Below are 17,799 nucleotides of genomic sequence, written 5' to 3'. Positions count from 1 at the left end.
CTTCGACAAAAACACTGCCCCACTGCATGGATCCGCACGAAACAGGGTCCCGTTTTTCATGTCCAAGGAAGTCATCGATTCGCACCTTCTCAAGGTGCTGCACACGCTACTGACCGAATCGAGCGTCTCGCGCACCGCAACGTTGCTCGGACAATCGCAGCCGACCGTCAGCGTGGCGCTGCGCAAACTGCGTGACATGACCGGCGATCCGCTGCTGGTGCGTAGCGGCAGCCGGATGGTTCTCACCGCACACGCGCTCACGCTGATCGAGCCCACGGCGCAAGCGCTGAACAGTATCGCAGCCATTCTGCATCCCACTACGTCATTCAATCCGGCTACCACCAGCCAGACCTTTCGGATCGGCTCGCCGGATTATCTCGATGCGTTCTTCGTCCCCGCTGTGGTCGATGCGTTTCATCGCGAAGCGCCCGGTGCGAAGCTCGAGTTCAGGCATCTGATGATGGTGGACGGCGGCTACGAACACGGCCTGGAAAGCGGCTTTCTCGATCTGGTGATCGGCAACTGGCGCACGCCACCGGAGCACCTGCATTTACAGCCGCTGTGCAAGGACGAACTGGTGTGTCTGATGCGCAACGGCCACCCCATCAAGCCGGGGCGGCTCAGCAAGCCCGTCTACGAAGAGGCGGAGCATCTGGCGGTGATGACGTACAACACGACGTCGTGGGGCACGGTCGACGTCGAACTCGCGCGCAATGGCCTGGCGCGCACCGTCACTACGACGTTGCCCTACTTCGGCATGGCGCCCTACGTTTTAGCGCGTTCCAATCTGCTGTTCACCACCACACGTGCGCTCGCCACGCACTACACCAGGATGCTCCCGCTGCGTATCGAGCCGATTCCCGGCGAGCCGCAGGCGCTCACCTACTATCAACTCTGGCATGACCGCACGCATCGCAGCGTCGCCGCGATCTGGTTGCGCAGGTTGATCGCCAACGTCGCGAAAGATCTGGCTTCCTAAGCGTTCGCCACCGCCACCGCCACACACTTTCTTCTCGCAGATAAAAAAACGCCGCAAGCAGAGCTTGCGGCGCGAATGCGATCATCGGATGTGTTGCAGGTGACAGGCCCTTAAAACACCGAGCGATCACAAAGTGAGGTCGGTCAGACGGAACATTGTTATGGGTTAGCTAGTCGCTAATGGCCCTTCTGTCATGGCCTTGATCAGGGCGGCCTTGCCCTCGATCGCCGCGCCGAGCAAGGCGAAGCCCAACGGACGCTCGCTCGCGGCATGACGGCACACGGCGCGCGCCGCGTGTTTCGCCGCGTCGCCGGCGGTTTCGATCGACCAGGCACCCTCGCCCTCGGGTGTCACGACGACGGCGGGACTCGCGGGCGTCTTCACGGTAATCGGCATCACCGGGAAGGCGACGCGTGTTGGCTGCCCGGCCAGGGTGCGCGCGAGTGCTCGCGCGGCATGCATGATCGGCAGGACATACGGCTGCACCTTGCCGTCGATCGCGGCACAGTCGCCGAGTGCGTAGATATCCGGCGCACTGGTGCGGCACCAAGCATCGGTTCGAATGCCCTGATCGATCTCAAGACCCGCAGCAGCCGCCAACGCCGTACGCGGCACGAGGCCGACCGCCGACACGACCAGATCCGCGACGATCGGCTCATCTTCGGCGAACGTCAGCCGGTAACCGTCCGACAAGCGGTCGATACGATCCACACTGCGGCCAGGATGAAAACGGATGCCGCCATCGTCAAGCGCACGGGCGAAAATCTCGCCCACGTCTTGCGGAAGCAAGCGGGCCAGCGGTGTAGAAGCCGGATCGATCAGACTGACCGCATAACCGGCGGCCGCCAGATCGTTGGCGAACTCGCAGCCGATCAGACCCGCGCCCAGAATCGCCACCGAACGGCAACGCGTGAGCGCCAACCTGAAGCGCGCGTAATCGCCGAGGTCGTTGATCGACATCATGTCGGCCGCGCCATCACCCGCTACCTTCAGGCGCCGAGGGTCCGCGCCCGTGGCCAGTACCAGCTTGCTGTAGCCGAGCAACGCATTGTCGACCACCAGTGTGTGCTCCGCCGGCAAAATGCGCTCCACACGCTGATTGACACGAATCCATGCGCCCAGTTGCGCCGCCATCGCCATGGCGTCGAAACTCGCCAACGCCTGCGGCTCCTTCTTCATCGCCAGTGCATTCGACAGCATCGGCTTCGAATAAAAGCTGCCGTCGTCGCGACTGATCATTACGATCGGCACGGTGCTGTCGAGCTTGCGCAATTCGCGCGCAACCGTATAGCCCGCCATGCCCGTGCCGACGATCACCACCGGCTGTCCCTCGTCCTCATGCTGAGTGGCAGTCATGCGATCACCTGCATTTCAAAATCGTGTTTGCCGGTCGCGCAGTCCGGGCACAACCAGTCGTCCGGTACATCTTCCCAACGCGTGCCCGGCGCAATGCCTGCTTCCGGCAGACCCAGTGCTTCGTCATAGCGAAAGCCGCAGATCACGCATTCCCATACTTTCATGGCTTCTCTCCTGAATCACCCATCACCCCATCACCCATCGCGAACCCGCACCGCGAACTAGCGCACATAGGCCTGGCCAAGGCCGATCTCGGCCAACGCCCGACGGTAGGCACCCGACGAACGGTCGGCGAGAATCGGCGCTTCCGCCGCGCGGTCGATCGGCAGATCTTCCGGGCGCTGCTGTTCGACGATCGCACGATCTTCTTCGAACACCTGACGGTTGAACGCGTAGACGTCCTCGAGCGGCAAATCCTTATCGAAGTTGCGCACGATCGGCACGAACAGACGCGTCTTGCGCGCGGACACCGGGCTCGCGGCATTCAGGATCGACAGCCGGCCGTTTTCCGGAAAGTGCACGGTCAGGCGCGCAAAGAACGGCACGTCCACGTCGAAGAAGCGGTGCCACAGATAACCCTCAGGCGCGCGATGCTGCATCGACTTCGGGAAGTTGCTGACCGTGCTCACGTACTCCGCGTGCATGCCGCGTTCGCGCCGCTCGACCGAATACTGCGGCACCACCGGGTTATGCCGGTCGGCAAAGCTGTCGTGGTGAATCCACGCGAAATGCGCGACGTCGATGAAGCCTTCGGTCTGACGTCCTGCCGAAGCGTTGATGTCGATCGAGGGCGGCAGGATCTGCTGGAAGTCGGGATCGTCCCAGTGGGGAAACGCGGGCAACGCTTCGGTGCCGCCACCCAGCGAGACCCACACGAGACCGTACGCTTCCTGCGTCGCATACGTGACGAGATGCAAGCGATCAGGAATCGGGCCGTCCGTTTGCGACGGAATGTGTTTGCACTTGCCGTCGTTGCCGTACGCGAGGCCGTGATACGGGCACACGATGTTGCCGTTATCAACCCATCCCTGGCTGAGCGGCGCGCCGCGATGCGGACAGATATCGCGCGCGCTCACCAGTTGACCGTTCGAGCGGAACACAACCAGAGGCTCGTCGAGCAGCGTCACGCTGATGGGTTTATCGGTCACGTCGGCGGCGAACGCCACCGGATGCCAGTAGCGGCTGAGAATCTCCCAGTCGTGGCTATCGAAGGTGCAATTGCGCGGTAAAGCGGGGGAACGTTGGAATGTCAGCGGCTTGGTGGTAGCGGCGGTGGCAGTAGCGGTGGCGGAACTCATGCATGTCTCCAAAACCTGGTGGGGGTTCGTCGCGCTCATGTGTTTTCTTGAGCGCGTGGAGAGAACGATAGCGGGATGAGGTCCGCCGACCCATCCCCTGAAATGCATCTAGTCTATGTATGAAAAAGCATAGGGTGCCACCGCACCGCTGGATCAGCTCTGCGTGAAACGCCTAGGCTGCACGCGGCAGCGCGGCTTCGATAAACACCGCGCACAGCACTTCCATGCCCTTTGCGTCTTCTTCATCGAAGCGCGCGACGACCGGGCTATCCACATCCCACACGCCGATCAGCGTGCCGTCCGGTGCGACGAGCGGCACAACGATTTCCGATTGCGACGCCGAATCGCAGGCGATATGACCGGGGAACTCATGCACGTCGCGCACCACTTGCGTCTGACGGGTTTGAGCAGCCGTGCCGCACACGCCCTTGCCGAGCGCAATGCGCACGCAGGCGGGCTTGCCCTGGAAGGGCCCGACCACCAGTTCGCGGCCGTCGTGGAAGTAGAAACCGGCCCAGTTCAAATCGCTCAGGGAATGGAACACGAACGCGGAGAAATTCGCGGCGTTGGCGATCCAGTCGGTTTCGCCGGCAAGCAGCGAACGGGCCTGGGCGACCAGTTCTTCGTATTGCGCGGCTTTGGGAAGATGCGAGGCGGAGGAGACTTCGAACATGACGGCGTCCGTAATGAAAGCGGAAAGAGGAACAGCGAGGCGTGCAGTTTAAATCAAGCCGCCGTTTCCTTCACGGCACGCCACGCGGCGCATGCCGCCCTCTTTCCGTTCGATCTACGTGCGCCCTGATGGCGTTGTCCAGACGTTAAGCCTGCGAACAACGCCATGCGTCGATCGTTATTCGACGCCGATGATCACGCTCGATGCCTTGAAGATCGCCGTCGCCGCCTTGCCGCTCGCGAGCCCGAGGCGGTCGACGCTTTCATTGGTGATGATCGCGGCGATCTGCGCGCCGCCGGCGCTGATGGTCACTTCCGAATTCACCGCGCCCTTGGTGACCGCCGACACGGTACCGGCGATGCAATTGCGTGCCGACACCTGGCTCTTCGCCACGTCGACCATGACGATCACCGACGAGGCCTTGACCAGCGCGAAGGCCTTCTTGCCGGCAGCGAGGCCAAGCGACGTCGCACTGCCGTGCGTGATGATCGCGACGATCTCGAGACCGTCCTGAGTGCGCAACGTGACTTCGTCGTTCACGGCACCGTGTTTGACTTCGGCGATTTCGCCGGCGAATTGATTGCGTGCGCTGGTTTGCATGTTGTTCTCCTGGTTGTGAAGCCTCGTGAAAGACGCTTCGAGGCGATGTGTCGAGTGTAAAGAAACGCCCGGCCTGTGCGGTCGCTTGCACGTGAAGTGCGGTATGGCATAGCCGCTATTGACGATTCGAACCCCAATGAAACCACATAAGCGTTGTGCAAATACACTCATAACGACGCAAACGCATAACGCCTCGCCCGTCGCGCGACACCGTATCATCGTGCCCTTGGACCATCACCGTCGAACTCCATGCCTGTCGCCGTCCTGCCCCGCTTTGCCGCACGCCTGGTCACTCGCCTGGCCGCCCGATTGCCGCACGCCCGCCGTGCCGCCAAGCTATGCGCCGCGCTCGCGGCCATCGCTACCTTCTCCGCCTGCAGCAATCCGTCGCCGACCCGCGATGCCCATACGAGCGTCGACACGGTCGCGTTGTTTCCGATCGCCAATTACGACCAGAATGTCGACCATTGGCTCGAGCCGGACAGCCCCGGCTATGACCGGCCGTTCCTGAGCCCAGCGGATCAGCAGGCGCACTTCAGCGCCCTCTACGCGCACTATTTCGGCACCGGCACGACCGCGCCGTCGCCATGGAATCCCGCTTACGTGGCGATGCGCGTCTATCGCCAGCAAGGCGCGGACATTGTCGCACTGCAGCAGCGCCGCATCGACAAGTTCGACAACACCGGCAAGAGCGGCGCGGCGCTCGGCTACGGCGAGAATTTCCGGCCGCACGACAAGGCGTGGATCGACGCCATTGCGCGAAACATGGAGCTCGGCCAGTTCACACAGGCTGCAGCCTACCAGCCCGAGCGCCGCGCGATCGCCACCAGCAACCTGATGGTGCGCGAACTGCCGACCACGGACCCGTCGTTCTACGATCACCACCTCGCTGGCGAAGGCTATCCGTTCGACAACCTGCAGATCTCGGCAGTACGTCCAGGCACGCCGCTGTATGTGCTGGGCAGCAGCGTCGATGGCGCGTGGCGCTACGTGCAGACGCCCGACGTGCAAGGCTGGGTACGCAGCGAAGGCGTCGGCCTGACCGACGGGATCTTCGTCGATACGTGGCGCGCCGCCGCGAAGTCGCTGGGCGCCGTGATAGTCGCCTCGGCACCGGTGCGCGACAGCCGCGGGGTGTTCCGCTTCGACGCGCCCGCCGGCACGCTGCTGCCGCTCGCTCCGGACAACGCGACGCGGCCCGCACCACACGCAAATCAACCCGCGAGCGAAGCCGCCGACTCCCCCGCCGCCCGCAAACTCTTCGTCCCGGCCCGCGATGTGGACGGCCACGCGATCATCCGCACCGCCCAGCTAAGCGATGCGCAGATCGCCCCGATGCCGCTCGCCGCCACTCCGCGGCATCTGGCGATGCTGATGAAAACGCTGATCGGTCGGCCGTACGGTTGGGGCAATAGCGGCCTGTACAACGACTGTTCGTCGGAACTGCAAAGCATCTTCGCGGCGTTCGGCGTGTGGCTGCCTCGCCATTCGTCGACGCAGATGAGCGCCGGACGCATGATCGATCTGTCCGCGTCGACGCCGGCGCAACGGCTCGACTACCTCGCCCAGCACGGTGAACCGTTGCGCACGCTGATCTACATTGGCGGCCATGTGATGCTGTACATCGGCAACACGAGCCGCAACGGCATTGCCGTACCGGTGGTCTACCAGGACGTGTGGGGCTTGCGTCCGGCCGACAACAGCCGGCGCGCGGTGATCGGCGGCTCGGTGATCCTGCCGCTATTCGAACACATCCCGGAAGACGCTACCTTACAATCGCTCGCGGCGACGCCGACGTTCCAGATCAGCATCCTCGGCGCGCCGGGCGGTGGCGCGGCGACGCCTTCGCCCCCTTCCACACCTTCCACACCCGCCGCGCCGCCAGACGACGACAATCCGGCCGGCTGACGCATCGTATCGCACCACACCGCACGGGCGTGCTTAAAAAAGTATTTTTCCCGGAGTGTCGATTCAACGGTGACCCACTCGTCGTAACGTTGGAGGCCTGGCTTACGCAGCCGGTCTTTCAACTCACGAACCTGTTACTTCAAGGAGTCGCCGTCATGTCCAGCCCCGCTGTCAAACCGATCCCGGACGGGATGCACTCGCTTACCCCGTATCTGATTTGCGCCAACGCCGCGGAAGCCATTGCGTTCTACACCAGGGCTTTCAACGCCGTCGAGCAATACCGCCTGCCCGGGCCGGGTGGCAAAGTGATGCACGCCTGTCTGAAGATCGGCGACTCCATGCTGATGCTGACCGACGAATGGCCCGACCACAACGCACTGGGCCCGAACGCGCTGAAAGGCACGCCGGTTACGATTCATCACTACGTTGAAGACGTCGACGCCAGTTTCAAGCAGGCCGTCGATGCCGGCGCGACCGTCGCCATGCCGCTTGCCGATATGTTCTGGGGCGACCGCTACGGCCAGTTGAAGGACCCGTTCGGCCACAGCTGGTCGCTCGCCACGCACAAGCGCGACTTGACCCCGGAACAGATTCAGGAAGGCATGCAGGGGATGCAAGGCGCGGAGTGCGGCGCGCAATAAACCGCCTACGCCGTCCATGACGAGAAGGTCGCCTGCTGACGATCGCGCCACGACTGTGGTTCGACGATAAGGCGGAAGAATGCTGCCCACCTTGATGCGGGCGTCTTCCGCCGGACCGCAGCCCTTCGATCTTTGATAGGATCGGTCTCGACCCATAAACGGCGGGACATGAACGGTGCGCGTCAACCATCAGGCTTTTTTCTGCTCGCTGTTTGTCGCGCGTCTCGCCGATCAGGTCCTGCTGTTCCTCGTCCCACTCGTCGTGTTCCAGACGACGCACCAGGTCTCGTGGTCAGGTCTCGCGTTTTTTATCGAAACCCTGCCGCGCTACCTGGTCTTCCCTTTCTTCGGCGCCTTGTGCGACCGTATCTCGCCGCTCAAGCTGATGCGTGTGAGCCAGACCGTGCGGGCACTGGTGTGTTTCGGCGGCGTGCTGGCGTATGTGCTGTTTGGCGGCATCGGCTGGTTGATCGCGCTGTCGGCATTGTGCGGTGTACTCACGAGTCAGGGATTGGTCGCACGCGAAGTGATGCTGCCGCAAATCTTCAACACGCAGCAATTCCAGCGTGTCCTCGCCTACTCGCAGTTGGCCGACCAACTGGGTTTCGTACTCGGCCCGATGCTGGCCGCACTGCTGCTCGGCTTGTGGCGCTGGGAGTGGGTGGTCGGTGCAACCGGCGTGCTGTTTCTGTTTGCCGACGCAGCGCTGCTGCTGTGGCAACGCACCAGCGGTTTCCGCGCCGGCGATCCACCTCCCCCTCCCACCGCACCAGGTCACTGGACGATGCCCCTGCGCATCGCGCTGCGTCATGTGCTGGTGCTACCTGGCCTGAAAAAAGTCGTCCTGCTCGCCGCCGCCGAAAACCTGGTAATCGGCGTGACGCTCGCAACATCCGCCGCGATGGTGACCGGCTTGCACGCGCAATCGAACCGTTACTACGCCGGCCTGCAAACCGCCGGCGCCGTGGCGACGGTGCTGATTCTCCTGACGATCGCACGCAACGCCTGGCCTGCGCAGACGCTCGGCCGGGTCGCGTTCATTTCAATCTGTGCCGGCGGCGTGATCGCCGGCGCGAGTACGGCGCCCTGGGGCTATGCACTCGGCTTCCTGCTGATTGTCGGCTTCGACAAAATGTTCAATGTCTACATCCGCAGCGCACGGCAGAAAATCATTCCGCCCGAGGACTATGGCAAGACAACCGGCGTGGTGATCCTGTTGAACAACATGACGCAGCCACTCGCCGGTTTGCTGGTCGGCGTGTTTTCGGCACGCGCACAAACCGGCTTGCTGATCGTGGCTCTTTCGGTGGCGATGGGCTGCATCGGCGTGGCGGTGTCGATCGGCTCGGCGCTGTTGCGGCGCAAGCGCACGCTCGCGCTTGGTGAATGACGCCGCGCATGCCCTGACTGAAAGCAATAATTAACATTGCGCGTGCGTGAAATTCACATCGGCTTGAGATTTAATCGCGCGAATTTCAAATAAGTCGATTGGCATTAAATAGACCACTCACCGCGCACAATCATGCACAACCCGTACTTCAAAAATATTCATATTTATTAGAAAAAACTACCTGAATTAGGTATTTTCCCGAACTTCCACATAGAAACAATTTCCTGGTTCCTCAACGTCATCGCCCCACGCCACACTGTCCGCGCCAGATATTTCGAATATATTTCTCAGCGCAACAATTTGTATTACGAAGAAAGTCTGGTGTAGACTTAATTTCATCAATTGCGACGGCCATTGCATAACACAATTACGCCCCACTGAAATATCCGGCTAATAGACCGACGATCTAGCCAGTGCAATTTCAAACTGCCCGCTCAATTGGAAAATCCGCGTCCTGTCGGTTTGCGAGGTCTTATGATGAAACAAAAACTGCTGTCGTGCAGTCTCGTCGTCGCTTTGATGTTCGGTTTGCCTCTGCAACTCGCGCGCGCCGCCACCTATTCGAACGGCACCGCCGTCACCACCTTCACCGTCACGCTCGCGTTGAACGCCAACTGCTCGATCAGCGCCAACCCGCTGAACTTCGGCAGCAACGGGGTGCTCGGCACCGCGATCAACCAGCAGACCACGGTCGCCGTGACCTGCACCAACACCACGCCGTACAACGTCGGGCTCGACGCCGGCACGGTCACCGGCTCCACCGTAACGAGCCGTTTGATGGCCGGCACGGCCACCGGCAATACCGCCACCACCGTCGGGTTCCAGCTGTATCAGGACGCAGGCCACACGACCCTATGGGGCAACACGCAGGGCACCAACACGGCCAGCGGCACCGGCACTGGCTCGGCGCAATCGATTGTCGTGTATGGCCAGGTGCCGGCGCAGACCACCCCGAAACCTGACACCTATCAGACCACCATCACCGCTACGGTCTACTTTTGATACGGTCGGTAAGGACACGGTGTGTAAGGACGCGGTGTGCAAAGACGCAATCTGCAAGCACGCGCGTCTCGAGCACCATGGCCACGCCTCGTCGCCTGCTGACGGCAAGCGCATTCGCATGGTGTCTATCGGCGCCGCTCGCGCAAGCCGCGACGCTGCAAATTTCGCCGGTGATGGTCGACATGTCGGCGGATGCCAACGCAACCGGCATCACGCTGAAGAACCCCGGCGAGAAGCCGCTGTTCGGCCAGGTTCGCGTGTTCCGCTGGGATCAGGCAAGCGGCGAAGACACGCTCACGCCCACTCAGGATCTGGTCGCGAGTCCGCCGCTGATCCAGGTCGGCGCACATGCCGATCAGCTGGTGCGGCTGGTGCGTACGACCCCGCAGCCATCGAGTGCGGAACAGGGCTACCGCGTGCTGATCGACGAGTTGCCCGAACCCGATGCCGCGCCCACCAGCGGTGTGACGATCCGTCTGCGCTACTCGGTGCCGGTGTTCATCGAGCCGCCCGTCGACATCGGTCAGCCGAAGCTGTCCTGGCATCTGTCACGCAGCGCGCAAGGCTGGATGCTGCGCGTCGACAACGCGGGCAAAAAGCGCGCGCAGATAGCCGCCGTGCAATTGATCGACAACACAGGAAACGCCTACGTAATCAACAAAGGATTGCTTGGCTACGCGCTGGCCGGCCGCGAACGCCACTGGCCGGTCACGCTGCCGGACAACGCCGCCCAGAACGGTCCGCTGAAGGTACGCGCCGCGGTCAATTCGCTGCCGGCCGAAGCGACGGTGAATGTCGAATGAACACACGAGGCATCAAGGGCCGACGCACGTGCTGACGACAGGCACGCAAGGCCGGTCATGATCGCGCCGGGGTCGCCAGGAACGCACATGATGCACCGCCACGCAATCAATGAGAATGACACGACGGCGAATACGCCATGGATGGAGACTGCATGCCGTCACGCTCGCGGCAACGCTGAACTTGCTGAGCGTGAATCGGGCGGGCGCGCAGGCGCCACCGCCGGCCCCGGGCCAGCCCCCCGCCGAACGCATCGCGACGAACACCGCGCCGGACGCCGCGGCAGGCCGTGATCTGTATCTGGAAGTCATGCTCAACGGCCAGCGCACCTCGTTGATCGCGCACTTTCGCGACGTCGGCGGCCGGCTCAGCGCCACGGGGAAGGACCTGAGCGAAGTCGGCATTGCCACCGACAAGCTCGGCGCCGCCGACACCGCTTCGATCGAACTCGACCAGATCCCGGGCCTGCACTACAAATACGACGCGTCGCTCCAGGCCATCGACCTGCAGGTGCCCGACGCAATCCGCAAGCCGTACACGTTCGACACCCGCGAGTTAGCGCAAACGCCGAACGCCGCCGCATCGCGCGGCTTTCTGATCAACTACGACGCGTTCGCGCAAACGGACACCAACGCGCAGTTTGCCCTGTGGAGCGAGGGGCGCTACTTCGACCCGTCCGGTGTGCTGAGCAATACCGGTATCGCGTATCTATACCGCGATCTGCATCGTTACGTCCGCTACGACACCGCGTGGAGCACCTCGAATCCGGCCACGCTCAGCACCACGCAGTTCGGCGACACCATTTCGTCCTCGCTCGACTGGAGCCGTTCGATTCGCATCGGCGGCTTCCAGTGGCGCAGCAACTTTGCGCTGCGCCCCGATCTCGTGACGTTTCCGGTGCCGGCGCTCTCGGGCACGGCAGTCGTGCCGTCGGCGGTGGATCTGTACATCAACAACGTACGGCAATTCAGCGGCAATGTGCCGAGCGGGCCGTTCATCGTCAACAACGTGCCGGGCATCACCGGCGCGGGCGTGGCAACGGTCATTACGCACGACGCGCTCGGCCGCACCATTTCGACTTCGCTGCCGCTGTACGTCGATACACGCATGCTGGCGGCCGGCCTGTCGAGCTATTCGTTCGAAGCCGGGTTTCTGCGCCGCGCGTATGGCATCGATTCGTTTTCCTATGATCCGCGCCCGGCGGTCAGCGCCACCGCGCGGCGCGGCATGAGCGACACGCTGACACTCGAAGGCCATGCGGAAGCCACTGGCGGCCTCGTCAATGCGGGTGCCGGTGCGCTGGTGCGCATGGGCATGGCCGGCGTGATCAACGGCTCATTGTCCGCGAGCGCCGGCAAGCTGACCGGCACCCAGCTCGGTCTCGGCTATCAGCTGATCGAACCGCACTTCTCGATCGATGCGCAGACGCTGCGCGCCTATGGCAACTACGGCGATCTGGCCGCGCGCGACGGTACACCGGTGCCCACCGCCACCGACCGCGTGACCCTGGCGCTGCCCTTCTTCAGCCGCCAGACCGTGTCGGTCAGCTATATCGGCTACCGTTTTCCGGGCATTCCCGCCTCGCGGATCGGCTCGCTCTCGTACACGCTGAACTTCGGCAATCTGGCCTCGCTCACGCTCAGCACGTACAAGGACTTTCTGCAGCACAACGCGCAAGGCGTATTTCTGACCGCGAGCTTCGGCCTCGGAAACAACACGGCGGTCAATGCCAGTGTCGGCCGTCAGAACGGCCAGTCGACCTACAACCTCAATGCGCAGCGCCCGCCCGACTATGCCGGCGGCTGGGGTTGGGGCGTGCAGGCTGGCGGCTCGGGCGCGGTGCCGTACCGTCAGGCTCAGGCGCAGTATCTCGGCAACTACGGCGAGGTGACGGCGCTCGCGCAGGACGTCGACCGGCATGCGAACGCTTCGCTCGATGTGACCGGCGCGATCGTGCTGATGGACCACAGCATCCAGCCGGCGCGGCGTATCGACGACGGCTTCGCGCTGGTGTCCACCGACGGCGTCGCGGGCGTGCCGGTGCTGCACGAAAACCGCGTGATCGGCACGACCGACCGCAACGGCCATTTGCTGATACCCGATCTGAACGCGTACCAGCACAACCAGGTCGCGATCGACAGCATGAATCTTCCCGCCGATGCGCGTATCGCCACGACCTCCATGGATCTCGTGCCGAAGTCGCTGACGGGCGTGCTGGCGAATTTTCGCGTGACGCGCTACAGCGCTGCTTCGGTGATTCTGCACGGCGCCGATGGCAAGCTGCTGCCGCCGGGCACGCGCGTGCATCACGTCGAAAGCGGCGGCGATACGATCGTCGGCTACGACGGCCTGACCTTCATCGAGAATCTGCAGCGCGACAATCATCTTGAGATCGACACCGGCGGCGCCCATTGCAGTGTCGAGTTCGCCTACCAGCGTCCGGCCGACGGCTCGCTGCCGACGCTCGGACCGTTGACCTGCGGCAGCACAGCCGCGGCCGGCGCGGCGGCGACGCGATGAGACGGCTCGTCCTGCTCCTCGCCCTATGCGCGCTGCTCGGCGTGTTACCGCAGCGCGTGAGCGCGCAAACCTGTACGGCGAGCCCATCGGCGTTGAGCTTCGGCAACGTCAGTCCGATTGGCCTGAGCGCCGTGGCGGCGACCGGCACCGTCAGCATTTCGTGCACGTGGCCCGCGATTACGCTGACGCCGAGCGTGCAGGTGTGTCTCAACATGGGCGGCACGACGCCGCGTACGCTGACGATCGGCGCCAACCAGTTGCAATACAACCTGTATCAGGACGCCGCGCATTCGCTCCCGTGGGGCTCGACCACGCTCGGCACCACGCCGATATCGGTGATTCTCAACAAACCAGTAACCGGCAATACCGCGACGACATCGGTGAATTTCTACGGCCAGATCACCGGCAATCAGCCGACTGTGCCCACCACCGGCAACGCCAGCACCACGTACTCCCAGACCTTGAGCCAGACTTCACTCACCTATGGCTTCTTCCTGCTGCTCGCGCCTGGCTGCGCCGCGCTGACGACGAGCGCCGGCAGCTTCGGCTTCACGGCGAGCGCGACGGTGGTGAATAACTGCCTGATCAGCGCGACCAACGTTGCGTTCACATCGACGGGCGTGCTGAGTTCGGCGTTAAGCGCGAGCGGCGCGATCACGGCGCGCTGCACGAACGGCGACGCGTATCAGATCGCGCTTAGCAGCGGGTTGAGCGGCAATGTCGCGGCACGTCAGATGCAGCGTGCGGGCGGTGGCGGCACGGTGAACTACCAGCTTTACACGGATGCCGCCCACACGAGTGCATGGGGTGACGGTACGGCGGGCACGACGATGGCAACGGGCACAGGCAGCGGCAATGCAGTGCCGATCACGGTGTACGGCCGTGTGCCGGCGCAAACAACGCCGATGCCCGGCAATTACAGCGACACGATTACCGCGACGATCAGCTTTTGATTTTTGGGCACTGGCTCTGCCGGCCGACGGACCGCATGCGTAACGGGCGAAGGGCGAAGGGCGATTTCTAGAAGTTAATCGTCCAGATCGTTTGCCGGGCGCCGCGGGTGGCGACGAATTGCACCGGCTGCGCCTTATTTCGCGCCGTTTCGTCCGGTGCGGCGGGGTCGAATGCGACCTGGGATATCTGGAACGGCGCCCCATGCAGGCAGGAAACCGCCGGTTGATTCGCAACGGTGATAGCCGCGTCCACCGACTGGATGACGCAGGTTTCCTGCACGGTCAGACTGACCGGGATCGAAGCCAGCTCCGTTGGCCATGCTTTTGACGCTGGCGCTGCCAGCAGAATTGCCACTAATGTTGTGGCTGTGTTGCGGGGCATCATATCGGTCCGGAATCGGCTCGCGGCGCGAGTAGCGATTCCGGTCTTTCGGCATTTCACGCGAAAAACTTTAGGCCTTTATCGGCAGCAGAATCTATATCGCCTCACAGACAACATCGAACTTCATTAACTGCGTCGCCCCGAACGCATTGCTGATCGCGACGTCAGCCGCATCTCTTCCCCGCGCCATCAAAACACGCCCCGTACGCGGCACATTATTCCGCGGATCGAAAGTCTGCCAGCAGCCTCCCACATACGCTTCGAACCACGCGGCGAAATCCATCGTCGCGTATGGCGGTGGCGTGCCGACATCGCTGATATAGCCCGTACAATACCGCGCCGGAATATTCATCGCCCGGCATAGCGCCACGGCCAGATGGGCGAAATCCCGGCACACCCCCTTCCTCTCCTGCCATGCCTGCCACGCGGTCTTGGTCGGCCGCGCGAAATCGTAGCCAAACACAATGTGCTCGTGCACGTAGTTGCAGATCGCATCCACGCGCCCGCGCCCGAGCGGCATCTTGCCGAACGTCTGCCACGCAAATTCGGACAGCAAATCAGTTTCGCAATATCGGCTGCCCAGCAGAAACACCAGCGTATCGTCAGGCAACGCCTCCACCGAATGCTGCTCGGTCAGCGGCGGCCGCCGCTCAGGCTCGGACGACACCTCGAGCACCGCGCTCGTCGAAAACGCAATCAGTCCCTGTGGCGCCACGATCCGGCTGCACAGATTACCGAAGCCGTCGCGATACTGGCTGATCGGCACCGGCGGATTGACCGCCAGTAAATCCGGACTCAGCACTTCCTTCGCGTGCGAATAGTGCGTGTTCAACATCAGCATCATCGGCGTCGGTTGCACGCACTCATAGACCAGCTCGTAGCCAACGCGCAATTTCATCGCAACGCCCTCTTCCAGTTGAAACATTCAGTTGACGCGCCCGGTGAGCAACCTGAGTTGACACTCCCAGCTAACACGTTTGATTTGTACGAGCCCAGTCATCCGGTTCGTCCCTCACTTACCTTCGGTCACGCTCACATCGACCTGCAAACCGCGAAACGAATGCGGCGCGCCATGCCATGTGCCCCACAACGGCAACGCCTGGTAGTAATTCCACGCCACCGCCACCCGAATCAGATGGCGATTGCCGACGATGCTATTGGTCGGATCAAAATCGACCCAGCCGGCGCCAGGCAGATAGATTTGCAGCCATGCATGCGTCGCACCGCCGCCTTGCACCGCGTCGGACCCGGGCACGTCGGGCACGAACAGATAACCGCTCACAAAGCGCGCCGCGAGGCCGAGCGAACGCACCGCGTCCATCATCAGCACGGCGAAATCGCGGCAACTGCCGCTGCGGTTGCGCAAGGTGTCGCCAGGACGGTGCACACCCTTCTCCGTACGGCGCACATAGAGAAACGTGCTTTTTATGTCGAGCGTCATCGCGCGCAGCAACGCCATCGTGCCGCCGGTGCCGTTCTTGCCGCTCACACCGCCGCTGCCCGGCACGGGAACGAAGCGCCGTGCCCATTCGTCGACGTCGCGGTCGGGATACTGGCGGCTGCGCGCGTTCACGAGATCGGACGCTTCTTCGTTGGTGTACGCGAACGGCCAGTTCACCGCGTACGGCTCGAGCGCGTAGTCAGGCATGGGCGTTTCGAAGTGTTCGAGCGTCGCCTCGCTGTCGAAGCGCAATTCGCTCGCCTTGCCCGTGAAACTCGCGACCGCCACGGAGTTGTCGAACACGTCGTGCAGCCAGTGCAGCCGCGACGGCGTCGGCGTAATCACCAACCGGTTCGTGACGAGGCGCAAGTCGTGACTGGCGCGCGGGCGGAACATCATCCGGTGTTCGCCGAACCGCACGGGTTCCGAGTAACGGTAGACGCTGACATGACGCACCGTGAAACGCTGTGGCTCAGTCATCTGACAGGCCGATGGATGCAACTGGATTCGTCCTGAGCATCACGTTCACGCTGGTAAAACCCGCTGCCGCAGCAGGCGCTGGGCGCCCGGCACGGTGTGATCCTGAAAGAGCCACGGCCAAAGTTCGGCGTGATGAGGTGCTGTCATCGACAAGCTTACGCTTTGAGCATACACCCGCCATATTGGTTGAAATCACTCATTTGGGCGGAGGTGGCGCTGCATGCGGAAGTTATCAACAGAATCTGTTCGCAAGTTTGGGCGAAAACCGTACCCGAACGGGGGCGATGCCACACCATACAAGGCTTTGCGGGCGGCACGCGGAGGAAATTCCGTCCCCAGCACTCCCGCAATGATCCATTCCTCACACGCTGCGGCGTGAAGAAACCACCGTTCCCCAGAGAAGAACTGACTACATAATTGAGATAGTTTGATGTGGGTTGCCGATAGATATAATCCGCCGTTCGACCAATCCGACAAACAGCCTTCATGCGAGTCGCCGTCATTAGCGCCTACTATAAAGAGCCGCGTCACGTCTTACGACGATGTCACGAAAGCGTTCTTGCGCAAGCAGGTAACGTGACCCACTTTATGGTCGCCGATGGATTCCCTGACTCCGACGTTGATAGCTGGAAAGATGTGATCCACATCAAGATTCCCAATCACGCCGACTATGGAGACACGCCTCGCGGTGTAGGTGCCGCTTGCGCGGCCGCGAGTGGATTTGATGCGATCTGTTTTCTTGACGCTGACAACTGGTATGAGCCAAACCATGTCGAAACCATGCGCATGATAGTCGAGGAAACGGGTGCACAGGTAGTCACGGCGACTCGAACGATTTTCACCGCCGATGGCCGTATGCTCGGCATCTGCAAAGAATCCAACGGCGTCGATTTCAACGACACCAACTGTTATTTCCTTGCGCGCTCCGCCTTTCCTGCATGTGCGGCATGGCTATTCAAGGACGCGCGCGAAAGCATCAGCGGCGACAGGGTATTCTGGAACGCCGTGCAAACCGGTGGCTACCTGCATTTCCACTCAACCGCGCCAACCGTCAACTACGTGAGCACGTTCGCATCTCACTACGAGATGTTCGGAGAAATCCCACCCGACGACTCAAAGGTCATTGCAAAACTTCCGGGTCGCCAGCATTTCCAGATGTTTAGTTACGCGCAATATAAGGCGATGGGTGGAGCAACCGGCAGGTAGTGGCCGTCGTGTGCACACAAACACAGTTGCAGCGTGCGCACCGCGGCCGTCCGCTTCGCCTCGGCGATAGCGCACAAGACGCGATCGGCAGAACGGCCGTCTGATACCGTCGTTGCGCGTGCGCCGTAAGAGCATCGGCTCTGCCACGGCGTCGCGCCGAAGAAAACGA

The 17,799-nt window shown here is 62.4% G+C and carries 17 protein-coding genes; 9 read left to right on the top strand and 8 right to left on the bottom strand.

The window, feature by feature from the left end:
* Window positions 1–58 precede the first annotated feature (58 nt).
* On the top strand, window positions 59–979 hold the full coding sequence (locus PQQ86_RS04920) for a LysR family transcriptional regulator (protein WP_408265177.1): 921 nt from the start codon (window positions 59–61) through the stop codon (window positions 977–979).
* 165 nt (window positions 980–1,144) lie between these two features.
* On the opposite strand, the gene PQQ86_RS04915 is transcribed toward PQQ86_RS04920, so the two are convergent.
* From PQQ86_RS04915 to PQQ86_RS04895, 5 genes are all read right to left on the bottom strand, one after another.
* Window positions 1,145–2,335 carry an NAD(P)/FAD-dependent oxidoreductase gene (locus tag PQQ86_RS04915; RefSeq protein ID WP_408265176.1) on the bottom strand — a complete coding sequence of 397 codons (1,191 nt, stop codon included), beginning with the start codon at window positions 2,333–2,335 and terminating at the stop codon, window positions 1,145–1,147.
* Window positions 2,332–2,499: a rubredoxin gene (locus PQQ86_RS04910; protein ID WP_093639504.1), complete on the bottom strand. Its 168-nt coding sequence runs from the start codon at window positions 2,497–2,499 to the stop codon at window positions 2,332–2,334. The genes PQQ86_RS04915 and PQQ86_RS04910 overlap by 4 nt, the downstream gene beginning before the upstream one ends.
* A 57-nt stretch (window positions 2,500–2,556) precedes the next feature.
* Window positions 2,557–3,633 carry a Rieske 2Fe-2S domain-containing protein gene (locus PQQ86_RS04905; RefSeq protein WP_408265175.1) on the bottom strand — a complete coding sequence of 359 codons (1,077 nt, stop codon included), beginning with the start codon at window positions 3,631–3,633 and terminating at the stop codon, window positions 2,557–2,559.
* A gap of 172 nt (window positions 3,634–3,805) precedes the next feature.
* The gene (gene msrC / locus PQQ86_RS04900; protein ID WP_408265174.1) at window positions 3,806–4,306 is read right to left on the bottom strand and encodes a free L-methionine (R)-S-oxide reductase MsrC; all 501 of its coding nucleotides are present in this window, start codon (window positions 4,304–4,306) and stop codon (window positions 3,806–3,808) included.
* Between the two features lie 177 nt (window positions 4,307–4,483).
* A complete protein-coding gene (locus tag PQQ86_RS04895) occupies window positions 4,484–4,906 on the bottom strand; it encodes a TOBE domain-containing protein (protein WP_408265173.1) in 423 nt (140 codons plus the stop codon).
* A gap of 249 nt (window positions 4,907–5,155) precedes the next feature.
* Here PQQ86_RS04895 and PQQ86_RS04890 point away from each other — a divergent pair, with 249 nt between their 5' ends.
* From PQQ86_RS04890 to PQQ86_RS04860, 7 genes are all read left to right on the top strand, one after another.
* Window positions 5,156–6,814 carry an SH3 domain-containing protein gene (locus PQQ86_RS04890; protein ID WP_408265172.1) on the top strand — a complete coding sequence of 553 codons (1,659 nt, stop codon included), beginning with the start codon at window positions 5,156–5,158 and terminating at the stop codon, window positions 6,812–6,814.
* Window positions 6,815–6,969: 155 nt separating this feature from the next.
* The gene (locus PQQ86_RS04885; RefSeq protein ID WP_408265171.1) at window positions 6,970–7,455 is read left to right on the top strand and encodes a VOC family protein; all 486 of its coding nucleotides are present in this window, start codon (window positions 6,970–6,972) and stop codon (window positions 7,453–7,455) included.
* Between the two features lie 175 nt (window positions 7,456–7,630).
* Window positions 7,631–8,845, top strand: coding sequence for an MFS transporter (locus PQQ86_RS04880; RefSeq protein WP_408265170.1), 1,215 nt, complete (start codon window positions 7,631–7,633; stop codon window positions 8,843–8,845).
* Between the two features lie 519 nt (window positions 8,846–9,364).
* On the top strand, window positions 9,365–9,847 hold the full coding sequence (locus PQQ86_RS04875; protein ID WP_408270088.1) for a Csu type fimbrial protein: 483 nt from the start codon (window positions 9,365–9,367) through the stop codon (window positions 9,845–9,847).
* Window positions 9,848–9,945: 98 nt separating this feature from the next.
* Window positions 9,946–10,650, top strand: coding sequence for a fimbrial biogenesis chaperone (locus tag PQQ86_RS04870; RefSeq protein WP_408270086.1), 705 nt, complete (start codon window positions 9,946–9,948; stop codon window positions 10,648–10,650).
* 115 nt (window positions 10,651–10,765) lie between these two features.
* Complete coding sequence (locus PQQ86_RS04865; protein ID WP_408265169.1) at window positions 10,766–13,168, top strand: fimbria/pilus outer membrane usher protein; 2,403 nt, start codon at window positions 10,766–10,768, stop codon at window positions 13,166–13,168.
* Entirely contained in the window at window positions 13,165–14,121 is a 957-nt protein-coding gene (locus PQQ86_RS04860) for a Csu type fimbrial protein (RefSeq protein ID WP_408265168.1), read from the top strand. Before PQQ86_RS04865 ends, PQQ86_RS04860 begins: the two co-directional genes overlap by 4 nt.
* Window positions 14,122–14,188: 67 nt before the next feature.
* Here PQQ86_RS04860 and PQQ86_RS04855 read toward each other — a convergent pair whose 3' ends face one another.
* The 3 genes from PQQ86_RS04855 to PQQ86_RS04845 form a co-directional block, all read right to left on the bottom strand.
* Window positions 14,189–14,506, bottom strand: coding sequence for a hypothetical protein (locus PQQ86_RS04855; RefSeq protein ID WP_408265167.1), 318 nt, complete (start codon window positions 14,504–14,506; stop codon window positions 14,189–14,191).
* A gap of 91 nt (window positions 14,507–14,597) precedes the next feature.
* Entirely contained in the window at window positions 14,598–15,401 is an 804-nt protein-coding gene (locus PQQ86_RS04850; protein ID WP_408265166.1) for a transglutaminase-like domain-containing protein, read from the bottom strand.
* Between the two features lie 114 nt (window positions 15,402–15,515).
* Window positions 15,516–16,424: a transglutaminase family protein gene (locus tag PQQ86_RS04845; RefSeq protein ID WP_408265165.1), complete on the bottom strand. Its 909-nt coding sequence runs from the start codon at window positions 16,422–16,424 to the stop codon at window positions 15,516–15,518.
* A 486-nt stretch (window positions 16,425–16,910) separates the two neighbouring features.
* Between PQQ86_RS04845 and PQQ86_RS04840 the strand changes: the two genes are divergently transcribed.
* A complete protein-coding gene (locus tag PQQ86_RS04840) occupies window positions 16,911–17,630 on the top strand; it encodes a glycosyltransferase (protein WP_408265164.1) in 720 nt (239 codons plus the stop codon).
* The last annotated feature ends 169 nt before the right edge of the window (window positions 17,631–17,799 follow it).

The sequence above is a fragment of the Paraburkholderia sediminicola genome (assembly GCF_046026675.1).
Lineage (GTDB): Bacteria > Pseudomonadota > Gammaproteobacteria > Burkholderiales > Burkholderiaceae > Paraburkholderia > Paraburkholderia sediminicola_F.
The sequence above is the reverse complement of the archived record's forward strand: the minus strand, read 5'-3'. Positions and strand labels throughout refer to the sequence as shown.

What these genes read in the sequence shown, in the direction of transcription:
- PQQ86_RS04920 (WP_408265177.1), top strand. Translation starts at nt 59, where the DNA reads ATGTCCAAGGAAGTCATCGATTCGCACCTTCTCAAGGTGCTGCACACG.
- PQQ86_RS04915 (WP_408265176.1), bottom strand. Translation starts at nt 2,335, where the DNA reads ATGACTGCCACTCAGCATGAGGACGAGGGACAGCCGGTGGTGATCGTC.
- PQQ86_RS04910 (WP_093639504.1), bottom strand. Translation starts at nt 2,499, where the DNA reads ATGAAAGTATGGGAATGCGTGATCTGCGGCTTTCGCTATGACGAAGCA.
- PQQ86_RS04905 (WP_408265175.1), bottom strand. Translation starts at nt 3,633, where the DNA reads ATGAGTTCCGCCACCGCTACTGCCACCGCCGCTACCACCAAGCCGCTG.
- msrC (WP_408265174.1), bottom strand. Translation starts at nt 4,306, where the DNA reads ATGTTCGAAGTCTCCTCCGCCTCGCATCTTCCCAAAGCCGCGCAATAC.
- PQQ86_RS04895 (WP_408265173.1), bottom strand. Translation starts at nt 4,906, where the DNA reads ATGCAAACCAGCGCACGCAATCAATTCGCCGGCGAAATCGCCGAAGTC.
- PQQ86_RS04890 (WP_408265172.1), top strand. Translation starts at nt 5,156, where the DNA reads ATGCCTGTCGCCGTCCTGCCCCGCTTTGCCGCACGCCTGGTCACTCGC.
- PQQ86_RS04885 (WP_408265171.1), top strand. Translation starts at nt 6,970, where the DNA reads ATGTCCAGCCCCGCTGTCAAACCGATCCCGGACGGGATGCACTCGCTT.
- PQQ86_RS04875 (WP_408270088.1), top strand. Translation starts at nt 9,365, where the DNA reads ATGTTCGGTTTGCCTCTGCAACTCGCGCGCGCCGCCACCTATTCGAAC.
- PQQ86_RS04865 (WP_408265169.1), top strand. Translation starts at nt 10,766, where the DNA reads ATGACACGACGGCGAATACGCCATGGATGGAGACTGCATGCCGTCACG.
- PQQ86_RS04860 (WP_408265168.1), top strand. Translation starts at nt 13,165, where the DNA reads ATGAGACGGCTCGTCCTGCTCCTCGCCCTATGCGCGCTGCTCGGCGTG.
- PQQ86_RS04855 (WP_408265167.1), bottom strand. Translation starts at nt 14,506, where the DNA reads ATGATGCCCCGCAACACAGCCACAACATTAGTGGCAATTCTGCTGGCA.
- PQQ86_RS04850 (WP_408265166.1), bottom strand. Translation starts at nt 15,401, where the DNA reads ATGAAATTGCGCGTTGGCTACGAGCTGGTCTATGAGTGCGTGCAACCG.
- PQQ86_RS04845 (WP_408265165.1), bottom strand. Translation starts at nt 16,424, where the DNA reads ATGACTGAGCCACAGCGTTTCACGGTGCGTCATGTCAGCGTCTACCGT.
- PQQ86_RS04840 (WP_408265164.1), top strand. Translation starts at nt 16,911, where the DNA reads ATGCGAGTCGCCGTCATTAGCGCCTACTATAAAGAGCCGCGTCACGTC.